This window comes from Neisseria zalophi, assembly GCF_008807015.1.
In the GTDB taxonomy this organism is placed as follows: domain Bacteria; phylum Pseudomonadota; class Gammaproteobacteria; order Burkholderiales; family Neisseriaceae; genus Neisseria; species Neisseria zalophi.
The window spans coordinates 1,219,567-1,232,952 of sequence record NZ_CP031700.1 but is presented as its reverse complement, the minus strand read 5'-3'; the positions used below and the strand labels follow the sequence as shown (position 1 = coordinate 1,232,952).

10 protein-coding genes are annotated in these 13,386 nt (G+C 43.5%); 2 read left to right on the top strand and 8 right to left on the bottom strand.

The genetic code is table 11. The annotated features are described in order from the left end of the window. Positions 1–169: 169 nt before the first annotated feature. Both D0T92_RS05660 and nirK read right to left on the bottom strand, forming a co-directional pair. Positions 170–925: a formylglycine-generating enzyme family protein gene (locus D0T92_RS05660; RefSeq protein WP_151051028.1), complete on the bottom strand. Its 756-nt coding sequence runs from the start codon at positions 923–925 to the stop codon at positions 170–172. Between the two features lie 87 nt (positions 926–1,012). Beyond that, entirely contained in the window at positions 1,013–2,506 is a 1,494-nt protein-coding gene (nirK, locus tag D0T92_RS05655; protein ID WP_151051026.1) for a copper-containing nitrite reductase, read from the bottom strand. Between the two features lie 397 nt (positions 2,507–2,903). Here nirK and D0T92_RS05650 point away from each other — a divergent pair, with 397 nt between their 5' ends. Continuing rightward, positions 2,904–5,141 carry a nitric-oxide reductase large subunit gene (locus D0T92_RS05650; RefSeq protein WP_151051023.1) on the top strand — a complete coding sequence of 746 codons (2,238 nt, stop codon included), beginning with the start codon at positions 2,904–2,906 and terminating at the stop codon, positions 5,139–5,141. Between the two features lie 79 nt (positions 5,142–5,220). Here the strand turns inward: D0T92_RS05650 and D0T92_RS05645 are convergent, their stop codons facing one another. Both D0T92_RS05645 and D0T92_RS05640 read right to left on the bottom strand, forming a co-directional pair. After that, on the bottom strand, positions 5,221–5,994 hold the full coding sequence (locus D0T92_RS05645) for an IS3 family transposase (protein ID WP_263641707.1): 774 nt from the start codon (positions 5,992–5,994) through the stop codon (positions 5,221–5,223). Positions 5,995–6,020: 26 nt separating this feature from the next. Continuing rightward, on the bottom strand, positions 6,021–6,368 hold the full coding sequence (locus D0T92_RS05640; protein ID WP_151049971.1) for a helix-turn-helix domain-containing protein: 348 nt from the start codon (positions 6,366–6,368) through the stop codon (positions 6,021–6,023). 408 nt (positions 6,369–6,776) lie between these two features. Here D0T92_RS05640 and D0T92_RS05635 point away from each other — a divergent pair, with 408 nt between their 5' ends. Then, positions 6,777–7,253: an SgcJ/EcaC family oxidoreductase gene (locus D0T92_RS05635; protein WP_151051019.1), complete on the top strand. Its 477-nt coding sequence runs from the start codon at positions 6,777–6,779 to the stop codon at positions 7,251–7,253. A gap of 107 nt (positions 7,254–7,360) precedes the next feature. Here the strand turns inward: D0T92_RS05635 and D0T92_RS05630 are convergent, their stop codons facing one another. From D0T92_RS05630 to D0T92_RS05615, 4 genes are all read right to left on the bottom strand, one after another. Further along, on the bottom strand, positions 7,361–8,395 hold the full coding sequence (locus D0T92_RS05630) for a formylglycine-generating enzyme family protein (RefSeq protein WP_151051017.1): 1,035 nt from the start codon (positions 8,393–8,395) through the stop codon (positions 7,361–7,363). 103 nt (positions 8,396–8,498) lie between these two features. Beyond that, complete coding sequence (locus D0T92_RS05625) at positions 8,499–8,915, bottom strand: hypothetical protein (RefSeq protein WP_151051015.1); 417 nt, start codon at positions 8,913–8,915, stop codon at positions 8,499–8,501. A gap of 76 nt (positions 8,916–8,991) precedes the next feature. Continuing rightward, a complete protein-coding gene (locus tag D0T92_RS05620; RefSeq protein WP_151051013.1) occupies positions 8,992–10,731 on the bottom strand; it encodes an arylsulfatase in 1,740 nt (579 codons plus the stop codon). A gap of 489 nt (positions 10,732–11,220) precedes the next feature. Beyond that, a complete protein-coding gene (locus D0T92_RS05615) occupies positions 11,221–13,302 on the bottom strand; it encodes a calcium-binding protein (protein WP_151051011.1) in 2,082 nt (693 codons plus the stop codon). Positions 13,303–13,386: the final 84 nt, after the last annotated feature.

Below are 13,386 nucleotides of genomic sequence, written 5' to 3'. Positions count from 1 at the left end.
TCTGAAAAAATCTTTCAGACGGTCTTATATTGATATACAACCATATTAATATTCAAATACAGTATTTCATCACCCAATATAAAAAAACGGTGCGTATAAAACGCACCGAAAAGACTGCCTTGCTTTTCAAGAAAAAGAATATAAAAAATTTTGTTCTGCTTATTCAACTTTAACGTACACAGCGAAATCCCAAATTATTCAGCACAAACTTAGCTTGCAAGCTGGTGCGGATACCGTAGCGCATAAAAGCCGCATAATCACTTGGATCCGCCGAGCCAGCTGATGCACCGCTACAAAACAAATTACTGCCTTCAGCAGCACTAGATGTCAACTGGCTGCTGTTGAAATCTTCCGTCCATTCCCAAATCAGACCATGCATATCATAAACACCCCAATAATTCGGCTTGCCCTGACCGACATCCCGCAAACCCTGGCGGTTACCCTCTGCATACCAATCGAGAATAGTACGGTTATAGTTTTTTTCGGTGGTACCGTTTATACGCGTTGCCGATGCTTGCCCGACAAACTCCCATTGGTCGATAGTCGGTAATCGTTTACCCTGCGCACTGCAATAGGCATTGGCGGCAAACCATGAAACATTGGTTACCGGTTTTTTCAGGTCAACAGCTTTTGGTTTGTAGCCTGTTTTATTTTTTACCCAATGACGCAGATAGCCTTTTTCCGTCTGTTTACTGCTTACATTACCACGCTGCCATTGCGGATATTTTTGTACAAAAGCGGCAAACTCGGCATTAGTAACGGGCAACGTATCCATCTGAAAAGGTTTGACACTAATTAACGGCGTATCTTTTTTCAGATACAGCGGACGGTAGCTGCCACCCTTAATCGTAACCATATCCGCTGCCGCAGTTCCGGCAACCATCATCAAAACAGTCCATAATAGTTTGAGTTTAGCAGTATTCATTTTTATTCCCGTAGTTTGTCTTCTTATCCAGATAAACCCGGTAGGCTGTCCGAATCAATCAATACTTCAGACAGCCCGACATACGGTTTATTTACTTTGCCGCTCTTTAGCAACATCTGACGCATGAATTTGTCCGCCATTGTTGCCGAAGCTGTTTAACACATAGGTAAGCACATTGGCAGCATCTTCGTCATTTAGGGCAACTGCAGGCATTACGCTGTTGTACTCCTGACCATTAACGGTCACCTTACCGCTGACACCACGTAAAATAGCGTGAATACCACGTTTAGGATCGGCATTTAAATAGTCCGAACCTGCCAGCGGCGGGAATGCACCGGCCACACCTTTACCCTCAGCACCATGACAAGCCATACAGTTAGCGTTATAGATTGCTTGACCAAGTTTAATCTGATCATCTTTATTTTCTGCTTTAGCAGGACCTGCTGCGACCCGTGCCGCTTCACTGGCTGTGAGCGGAACAGTTTGAATGGCACCACCTTCGGGTTGATAGACAGAATCACTTAATTTTCCCGAATAAATTTCTTTATTTGCCGGCCCTTCTACCTTCAACTGTCCTAAAGCACCTTTATTAAAGGCACGGAAGATAGAGTGGTCGACTAATGTAAAGCTACCGGGTACGTCAAGTTTGAATTCCACAATCGCAGCGCCGCCGGCAGGTACCAACGTAGTTTGGATGTTTTTATTGACCAAATCACCGCCTTCTACCCGAACCGTATCAAAAATCTCACCAATCACATGGAATGAAGATACTAAATTAGGCCCACCGTTACCGACAAAAATACGAACTGTTTCACCAACATTGGCTTTTAGTGCATTATCTCCGGCAATAGCACCGACATGACCATTAAAGACCACATATTCAGGCTCTTCTTTAATGGCTTTTTCCATATCAAACGGTTGTAGGCCGGTTTCGCCGTATTTACCTTTGGTATAAAAATCGCCCTGAACCACATAAAACTCTTTATCAACTTTAGGCAATCCCTCTTTCGGCTCGACCAAAATCAAACCATACATACCGTTGGCAATATGCATGCCTACAGGCGCGGTTGCACAGTGATAAATATATAAGCCGGGCTGTAAGGCTTTGAAGCTGAATGTTGAAGTGTGTCCCGGAGCAGTAAACGAACCTTCCGCACCACCACCCGGCCCGGTGACACCATGAAAGTCGACATTATGCGGTACGGTTGAATCAGGGTGGTTGGAAAACTGCACTTCTACCTGATCCCCCTGACGCACACGGATAAATTTACCGGGTACATCACCGCCGAAGGTCCAATATTTATAATCCACACCATCAGCCATTTTCATTACTTTTTCAATGACTTCCATTTTAACAATTACTTTAGCAGGATAATCACGATCAATAGGAGGCGGTACATTTGGTGCCTGCGTCATCACCGCATCAATCACCGGCAACTCTCCTTGTGCAACCGAATCATCTGCCTGCTGTTCGGAAGCCGCCGAAGTAGCGGTATCTTCCGGCTTTGCTTCAAATTTCTGATCACAAGCGGTAAGTGCAAAAGCAGAAGCTATCAAAGCAGCTAAAACATGGTGTTTCATGGTTAGGTTCCTTGTGTTGTTTTCATTCTTAGTAAAAGTATATAAACACGCTTTTACTGTTTTTTAAGAATTATGAACCACCTACCAACTATAAATCTTGACCCAAATCAATTAATTCATAATATATGAATATTTAGAAGCATCATGATAAAACAACATAATACAAAAACCGATTTAAGATGATTTAATTTTATATTCAAAAATAATTTAATTACTTGTTTTTAAATTAAAAATATTATCACCTATCCAAAAGTAGTAATCACAATAGCCGATAAATATATCAAAATAGCTATTTTTTTAAGCATACCCTTTTTAAATTAACCATGATAAAATTTATAACATTCATATATTATGAATTTTTAAACCACTTAATAAACACAAACACAGGAGCACAAAAATGGGACAGTATAAAAAGCTCTGGTACTCGCTGATTGCGGTACTGACTATTACTTTCTCCATACTCGGCTACTTAGGTGTCGAGGTTTACCGGAAAATACCACCGGTTCCACAAGCTTATGTATCCGCATCAGGCGAAACACTTATCACCAAAGATGACATTCTGGCCGGCCAATCGGCATGGCAAAGCACCGGCGGCATGGAGTTGGGCTCTATTTTAGGGCACGGCGCGTATCAGGCACCCGACTGGACGGCAGACTGGCTGCACCGTGAACTTGAAGCCTGGCTGGATATTACGGCGCAAAAAGAATTCGGCAAACCTTATGCCGATTTGGACACTGCCACAAAATCAGCCTTACAAGCGCGTGCGGCAGAGGAATATCGCAACAACAGCCGCCTTCAATCCGATGATAAAGTTGTTTTATCCGATACGCGTATTCAGGCAATCGAGCAGGTTGCACCCTACTACATTACACTCTATGGTAATGATGCTTCCATGATTCCGACCCGCGAAGCATTCGCCATGAAAAACAATACGCTGCCGGATGAAAACGCCCGTCGGCAACTGACCCGCTTCTTCTTCTGGACGGCATGGGCAGCTTCGACCAACCGGCCGGATCATGATGCGACCTATACCAACAACTGGCCGCACGAGCCTTTGGTTAATAATGTACCGACGACCGAAAACTATATGTGGTCGCTGGCCAGTATCGTGTTCCTGCTATTAGGTGTCGGTTTATTGGTTTGGGGTTTCTCTTTCTTGAAAAAAAACGAACCCGAACCGGTCATTCCGCAACAAGACCCGTTGTCTAAAATCGTGTTAACACCCTCTCAAAAAGCATTGGGCAAATATGTTTTCCTAACCGTCGCCCTATTTGTGGCACAGGTTTTGCTCGGCGGTTTGACTGCACACTATACCGTTGAAGGACAACAATTCTACGGCATTGATATTTCACAATGGCTTCCTTATGCCTTAGTGCGCACATGGCATATCCAATCCGCAATTTTCTGGATTGCCACCGGTTTCTTAACAGCCGGCCTGTTTTTGGCTCCGATTATCAACGGCGGCCAAGATCCGAAATATCAGCGTGCTGGGGTGAATTTCCTATATATCGCCCTGTTTATCGTGGTATTGGGTTCTTATGGCGGTAACTTTTTGGCATTAAGCCACGCCATCCCATCTAATCTGAACTTCTGGTTCGGTCATCAGGGTTATGAATATCTGGATTTAGGCCGTTTCTGGCAGCTGCTGCTAATGGTCGGTTTGCTATTGTGGCTGTTTTTAATGCTGCGTTGCACCGTTCAAGCCTTTAAACAAAAAACCGATAAAAACATGCTGGCGATTTTTGTGGCCTCAATGGTCGGTGTCGGTTTGTTTTATGCGCCGGGCCTGTTTTACGGCGAACACACCAGCCTTACCATTATGGAATACTGGCGCTGGTGGGTAGTACACCTTTGGGTGGAAGGCTTCTTCGAGGTATTCGCCACCGCTGCCCTCGCGTTTATTTTCTATAATATGGGTTTGGTTTCCCAACGTTCGGCAACCGTTGCTTCTTTGGTGTCGGCCAGTTTGTTTATGGTTGGCGGCGTACCCGGTACATTCCACCACCTCTATTTTTCAGGCACCACCACACCGGTGATGGCTGTCGGCGCCTCATTCTCCGCTTTAGAAGTGGTACCGCTGATTTTATTGGGTCGTGAAGCTTATGAACATTGGTCTTTCCAACATGCCTCACCATGGGCGAAACGCCTGCGCTGGCCGCTGATGTGTTTTGTGGCAGTCGCTTTTTGGAATATGGTCGGCGCCGGTGTGTTCGGCTTCCTGATTAACCCGCCGATTTCCCTCTATTACCTCCAAGGGCTGAACACAACAGCAGTGCATGCCCATGCGGCTTTATTCGGGGTTTATGGTTTCTTGGCACTGGGTTTTGTGTTGCTGGTTACCCGCTATCTCAAACCCGATACACCGTTTAACGACAGTATTATGACTTGGGGATTCTGGATGTTGAACGCCGGCTTAGCGCTGATGATTGCCACCAGCCTGCTGCCTATCGGCGTTTTCCAAGCCCACGCCAGCATCACCGAAGGATTGTGGTATGCCCGTAGCGAAGGCTTTATGCAACAAGAGCTGCTCGATACCCTGCGCTGGGTACGCACACTTGCCGACTTAATCTTTATCGGCGGCGCATGCTGTATCTCATGGCAGGCAGCCAAAACCGTATTTAGCCGTAATCGTTGATCTCGGTTTGGTATGAAACAAACAGGCCGTCTGAAAATTTGATCTGACCCCCAAATCTTGGACAAACATAAAAGCCTTTTCAGGCTGCCTTTTCGAGCTGGGTTCTGTATGCCACAGGACTCAGCTTTTTCAATTTCAAACTACATCTGTCATGATTGTAGTACCGTATATAGTCATCTATTGTCTGCATCAGCTCTGTTGTCGAAACTTTGCCTTCCTGATAAAAGCATTCCGTCTTCAGTATCGCAAAGAAGCTTTCCATCGGTGCATTGTCCCAACAATTGCCTTTACGCGATATACTTTTCACTATGCCGTGTTCTGCCAACGTGCGGCGGTAGGCTTCCGTACGGTACAGCACACCTTGATCGGAATGCAGCAGCACTTTATCTGCCTTTGTCAGTTTGCAGACCGCATCATTCAGCATTCTTTCCACCATCTCGCTGTTCGGGCGGCGGCTCATCGCATAAGCGACGATTTCGCGGTTAAATACATCCAATATCGGTGACAGATACAGTTTGCCATTGCTGCACTTGAATTCGGTGGCATCCGTCAGCCATTTCTCATTGGGCTTTTGCGCCTCAAAGCGGCGGTTCAGAATATTATCCGACGGTTCGCCCATTGCCGGATGGCGGTAGGCTTTTTTCGGACGCACTTTGGCTTTCAATTGCAACAGTTTCATCAAACGGATAACCTTTTTCTTATTCCATGACAAAGTGGCGGCAATCCGCCTGTATCCGTAACGCCCTTGATGGCGGGCATAAACTTCGGCAACGGCGGCTTTGTCCTGTTCGTCCGGGTCGGGACGGCCGTGGTGGTAATAAAAGCTGCTTTTGGGCAGTGCAGCACTGTGCAGCAGGTATTTAAGCGGATGTTTTGCCCTCAGTGCTTGGACGGCTTCGCTTTTTTGGCGACCGCTTCTTTCTGCCTGAGGGCTTTTAATTCCTTTAGATAGTCGTTCTCCGCCCGCATATAGCGCAACTCTTCGATTAGTTCCGCCTGTGTTTTTTCGTGGTCGGGTTTATCGACGATAAAGGGGTTTTTGCGTTTGATGATCATAATGGCCTGCGGATGCTCAAGTGCGCGGATGCCGCCTTGGTTGTATGCGGCTATCCAACGGCGTAAATGGGTACGGGAAATATTAAAGTGATCGGCAGTACGCTGTTGGCTGCGTACGCGCTGATAATATTGCACGGCTTGGTATTTAAAGTCTAATGTATATTTGCTCATAAGAAAACTGCACCTTAATGGGTTGGAGGAGTGTCCAACTTTTGGGGTGCAGTTCAAAGTTTCAGACGGCCTCCTTATTTACATACATTGAATATACGATAAAGCATAATATTATCTATTTTTCATTAAATTATTTAATGTAAATTAAATAAGAAATAATTGAAAATTCAATTTTCATTAACATTAAATAAACTTTTATCAAATTAATTTACATTAAATAAGCTATTGAAATTTATAATTATATAATGAATATTATAATTTTATAACGAATAAAACGTTTAAATTGATTCAAAACAATAATGAATAAGTTTTTTTATTTTTCTATTTATATAATGATATTATTTTATTAATTACTTTTTTCATTTTACTTGTTGCAGGCCCTATAAAAACTTAATAAGGAGAAATAATATGAAACTTAATTTATTGTCTATGTTGGTTTTATCTACGCTTTTAACTGCTTGCGCAAGTACAGCTGAGCAAGGTTCGCAAACTATGGCTGCGAATGCCTGTAAAGTAACCAATAAGCAGGAAATTGCTTCTTTATTTAACCGCTGGAACAATGCCCTGCAAACCGGTGATCCGAAACAGGTCGTATCTAATTATGCCCCGGGCTCTATATTATTGCCGACGCTTTCTAATAAACCGCGCCTGACTGTAGCGGAGAAAGAAGATTATTTTGTTCACTTTCTAGAGAAAAAGCCGGTGGGAACGATTAATATGAGCCACATTCAGCTTGGCTGCAATACGGCAATTGATAACGGTTTATATACTTTTAAATATGCCAACGGTTCTGAAGACGCCGGCCGCTACACATTCACCTACACATGGGATGGACAACAATGGCTTATCTCTTCACACCATTCTTCACTCATGCCTGAAAAATAAGCCTATTTAATGGAAAGTATGTATTTCAATCTTAAAGGCCGTCTGAAAAATTTTCAGACGGCCTTTTATTATTTTACTACAACCATATCCACTACATTATTCCCTTATCACTGCGTAATGTTTTTCACCGTACGGAAACCGACATGGCTGATACCTAAATCTTTTTCTTGTGGCTGGCGGGCAGATGCGCGATAGCGCATGCAATAGTTTTCAGCACAAAGGAATGATCCGCCTTTTATGGTGTAGTGGTTAAACGAGTGTTCATTATGGTTGCTGCGGGCAACTTGCGCCATGCCCATATGGTCGTCGTGGTTGCCGGTAAACGGGGTTTGGGTGTATTCCCAAACATTGCCGATGGTATCAAACAGGCCGAAGCCGTTGGCCGGATAACAGCCGACAGGGGCAGCATCAATATAACCGTCTTGGTTGGTGTTTTCATAAGGAAATTCGCCGTGCCATGTATTGGCGTTGATGTGCTCGCGGTCGGCAATCACGTCGCGCTCTTTGCTAAAGCCTTTTGCGGCATATTCCCATTGTTCTTCGGTAGGTAGTTCGCGGCCTGCCCATGCGGCATACGCTTCGGCATCTTTGAGCGTCACCATGCGTACCGGCTCGTTGGATTGGATGGTGCGTTTATCGTCCGGCCCCCAAGGATGTTTCCAATCAGCACCTTTCACCAAATGCCACCAAGCAAGCTCGCGCACCGGAGCATCAGGGGCAATAAAAACCGCCCCCTCACCTTGTTGTTCGGCTTCGGTAATATAGCCGGTCGCATCAACAAAGCTTTGGAACTGGGCATTGGTAACTTCGGTTTGATCTATCCAAAAATCACCTACGGTACGGCGGCGGCTTTTTAGGGCAAACTCTTCGGGATAAGCGTCTTCACTACCAATATCGAAGCTACCGCCTTTGATTTTGATCATGCCGGCATAAGGGTCTTTTTGCCAATTTGCAGGCAGCCCAGAATAACTATGGCAGGCCTTTTCACTCCCCAGCGTGGCAGATACTGCGTTAATCGCCGATGCGGCCGCCGGAGCTGTGGCACGGCCATTGGAAAGCTGTTGTTCGGGAGAGCAGGCGGCTAAGGCAAAACCTGCCCCTGTTAGGTAAAGAAGATAATGGAATCGCTGATTCGCTTTCATTGGCGGTTTCCTTTGTAGATATGATGAAAGGATATGTAATCACCGAAATAGCAATTGATAGGCCGTCTGAAATCATTCAAGCCGTCTTTATTATGATTTATTACTAATTACCTGAAACTTGCCTATGGAGTTTTTTTAGGAACTCAGGCTGAATACAGTCGCTGTGAAAACAATTCATTTGGTCGTATTTATAGCGTTTCGGCGCTTCAAAAATATTGACACGGTCTTCAAGATTGTTGCGACGTGACGGATCAGTATGTCGTCCCCATGAACTTATTCTCTGCGGATGGGTTTGCTGCTCCCTTGCCCAATTACCTTGATTAAGTGAATAGCGGCTGTTGGGTGCCCTGTCGAAAGTACGTTTACTATCTGCAAATACAGGCGAAAATGAACGGCCTTCAAGCGGTTTCAATCGGTTGCCTTTAGAGCTATCTTGGCTATCAATAGCCGAACAGGCGGAAAGCATAACGGGTATAGACAATACCATAATAATTTTTTTCAGCTTCATTTTGTTGCTCATTTCTTGTGCTATTGCTCCTTTGATTAATATCCTTATTGAGGCCGTCTGAAAACCGTTCAGACGGCCTTTGATCCCTTTACTTATTGGCTGCTCGCTCAGTAAGCTTTTTCAATGCTTCAGACTGAATACATTGTGTATAGAAGCAGCTCATTTGGCCGTAACGGTATCGCACCGGGGCTTCAACCACGCCGACACGGCGGGCATAACGATCCCATTCTGCCGCTAATGCCTGTGTCTGTTGCGGATAGCGGGCGGCAAGGTTATTGCGGTGAGCAGGGTCGGTTTTATGGTTATACAACTCCCATGATCCTGTTCCGTATGGCGGGGTTTGATGCAATGCAGCCCAATCGCCTTGATAGAGTGCGCGGCGGGTATTAAATTCCCAGCCAATCGAACGTTCAGGTAGTTTTTGACCGTTAAACAAAGGCAGGATAGAGCGGCCTTCCAGCGGCAGCAGCGGCGTACCTTTATAAGAGGTAGGACGTTGGGTGCCTGTCAGTTCCAACACGGTCGGCATAAAATCAATCACGTGTATCATGTCACGTTGAATCTGACCTGCTTTGATTTTAGAAGGGTAGCGGATAATCGCCGGTGTATGAATACCGCCTTCGGACAACAAGCTTTTGAAATAAGGCAACGGTGTGGAAGCAACCTGTGCCCATTGCGGCCCTAAGGTGACATACGAACCTTTTCTACCCATATTTTCCAAGCTGTTATCATGCTCGGCATCTACCCATTCGCGAATACCGTTTTTGTCTTCGGTGGTACCTAAAGATTCGGGGGTAGAAGCTTCGGCACCGTTATCCGACATAAACAGAATCAGGGTATTGTCTAATTCACCGGTGTCTTTCAAGTATTGAATCACTTTGCCGATATTGTGATCGAGATTATCAATCATTGCCGCATAAATCTGCATGGCTTTGGTTTGTTCTTGTTTTTGCTGCGGCGTCAGCTTATCCCAACCGTCAAATACGCCTACCAACGGATTATTCGGTTCTGTGCCGGCAGGCATAATGCCTTTTTCAATCATGCGCGCCAAACGCTGCTTGCGTACGGGTTCATAACCGTCTTGATAATGACCGCGGTATTTTTCCAAATATTCGTCCGGCGCCTGTAACGGCCAGTGCGGTGCAGTAAATGCAAGATAGCCAAAGAAAGGCTGGCCTTTTTTACGGTCGTTTTTTAAATAAGAAATGAAGGTATCGGTATAAAAATCGCTGGAAAAAGCGGAATTTGCCGGCCATTTGGTTTCTTTACCATCTTCAAAGAAGAAGCTGCGATATTTCCCCGGCAATAAGTGGCTACCATCAAAATGCCCCGCGCCACCCGGCATCAGGGTAAACGAACGGTCGAAACCACGCGCTTTCGGATTACTGTTTTCGTTTGCGCCCAAATGCCATTTACCGGTGACAAACGAAGCATAACCTTTATCTTTCAATACTTCGGCAATAGTCATCACATGGCTGTTCAAATAGCCCTCATAACCGACTTTGCCTTTTTGCTCGGGCTGCGTATAAACCGACATCGTTCCCAAGCCTGCCTGATGGTTGTCGTTGCCGGTCAATAGCATAGATCGGGTAACCGAACAGGTCGGGCCGGTATAGAAATTACTCAATACGGCACCGTCTTCGGCCAATTGGTTAATATTGGGAGTTGGGATTTCACTACCGAATGGTTGGGTATCGGAAAAGCCTAAATCATCGGCCACAATAACCAATATATTCGGAGACTCTGCCCGCTTTTGAGTATCAGTCGTCGAACACGCCGAAAGCATAGCGGGCACAAACAAAGCCCATATTATTTTCTTTATTTTCATTATCAAGTTCTCCTTTATAGGTCTGACTGTTATGAAACAGCTGTTTTTATTGTAGCCTGTTTAATCAAATATACAAACTCCTGTTTTGATGCTATCACCTTCATTTTTTTAGGATTAATGAATATTTTCTATACAAAATATGCCTATAAAAATCAATATTGATATTTTATAAAAAATTAATAATATTTTGTTTTAAATAAATAATTTGAAATCATATATATTTTATTTAAAATTTTATATCCATATAAACAATCATAAAATGAATCCATATATAAAGTGGTTGTATATACTAACTTTTTCTGGCTCTTTGATTTAGGATCATCTGAAAATATAATTTGATAGCTATCATACAATCTAACACAAACTAATTACCCCCTCATTGCAAAAGCCCCCTAGATATCTAAAAGATATTTAGGGGGCAAACATTTCAGCTTAAACTATATAAAAAAACTAAAAATAATCATAATTCATCAAGCCTAAAATGACTTTTTAAATAAGTGGGGCAGCCGAATAATCATCTGCTCTGGGCATTGCCATGCTTGATGAATCGTCAGTATAGCTGTAACTGCCCTCTACCGGTGTCTGAACTGCCGTTTGTACCGGCTCGGCATTATCTGCATAGTTAAGCGTATTCTCAGTAATGCCGCTATTGATTTTCTCTAGCAACATATTGTGTGTCAGAATTTCATTATCAAAAATAAAAGAAGTTATCGACGTATTTTTACTGTCACTTTGATTTTCAATAATTAAAGAATCCTGAGTATCTTTGAAACCAATCTGCCAAGCAGAACCACCGGTCAGCGTTCCACCCTGATAATTATCAGAAAGTGTTAGATCTGCCCAAGAAATGCCTTTCGCAAATCGTACGCTATTACTGCCTTCCGTATCAATAATAGTATCTGTGCCGTAGCCTTGGCCAAACAGGTAAGTATCATCACCAGCCCCGCCATATAGCACATCGTTGCCTGCTTTACCGTCTAAGATATCGTTGCCATCCAAACCATAAAGCTTATCGTTACTATTGCCCCCGATAATAGAGTTATCGCCTGCATCACCAAACAATATTTTTTCACCACTATCAGGAAGGTCTTTTAATGTAAAATGAATAGTATGGTAAGCATCATCATTTTTTGATACGGAATCTGAAGCCACAAACCTAAATTGTATAGCCGCATCCGCTGCATTATTATCGGGTACAAAAATCAGATTTCCACCATCAAAATAACTGAAAGTATCCGACTCCACCCATTCATTTACCTGCCCATCCACCGACATATATGCTAAACGTCCACCCGTTATTTTTTCAATTTTATAAATAAATTCAGGCGCACTATTATCACTACCGATAGAAAAATCATCAATATTCATACGATATGCCTGATCTTTATCAATAGTAATGTCTCGAATATTGCCACGGATGCCCACAGACTCTGCCAACGTCCATGCTTGCAGTGTTTTGGAATCAAATTCAAAATTCATAATAGCAGGGTTTATATCGGCACTCTGATTACGTATAAACAACATATCATCCGTACCCTTAATATTGACTTTCCAAGTATCGCTAATCAACCCGCCGGATAAAACATCTACACTAATATCTAAATCTTCGGGGCGTATACCCGAACCAAAGCGGACAGTATTATTTCCTTCAGGATCAGATAAGGTTTCTATGCCCGGAATGCGGTAGTCAATAATAGTATCGTGGCCGTATCCTTTAGCAAAAAAATACGTATCATCGCCTTTACCACCCATCAAAACATCATTCCCAACACCGCCGTCTAAATAGTCATCGCTATCATTAACATCGCCCCAATAAGGATCGCCATAAATATTTTTAAGCGGATGAATATCTTTGCCGCCAATCAAAGTATCATTGCCTACGCCACCGAAAAGCCGGTCTGCTCCATCTCCACCATAGATCGTATCATGACCACCCAGCCCATAAATGATATCGTTGCCTTTCCATCCCATGAGCTGGTTATTATTACCATTACCAATCAATCTATTATCATCATCATTGCCCTCACCTTTTAAGGCTTGGTTTCCTGTTAAAGTTAGATTTTCAACATATTGTGGCAATGTATAATCAATACTGCTCAAAACCGTATCTACACCCTGATTTTTGAACTCAATTACCTTATCATCTACATTATCGACAATAAAAATATCATTACCCCTGCCGCCAAACATTGTATCTTTACCACTACCACCGTCTAAAAAGTCATTACCGCCATTGCCATAAAGCGTATCGTCTCCTCCCTTTCCAAACAAGCGATTACGGTCGTCATTTCCGATTAGGGTATTATTTGAATCATTGCTTGTATTATTTCCATTTCCACTATCGGTTAATACATTTTGCGAAAGTGTAGAGCTTGTAGCTGCAATCACCGTATTGATACTGCCGTTTTCACGTTCAACAACACGGTCTGATGAATGGGCGGTATTGTAAAAATCATTATTTCCACTACCACCATCAATAATCTTAGGTTCAACGGTAATACTGTTACCCAACACAGAAGCACCAGAATGAACATTTTCACGCGCCAACCCGTTTTGTTGCTTAGTATCCATTATTGATTCCTCATTAAAAATTACATATAAAGAAAATAATAATGAGATAAGACATTAACCCTTTTTTGTATACTCGTATTTTTA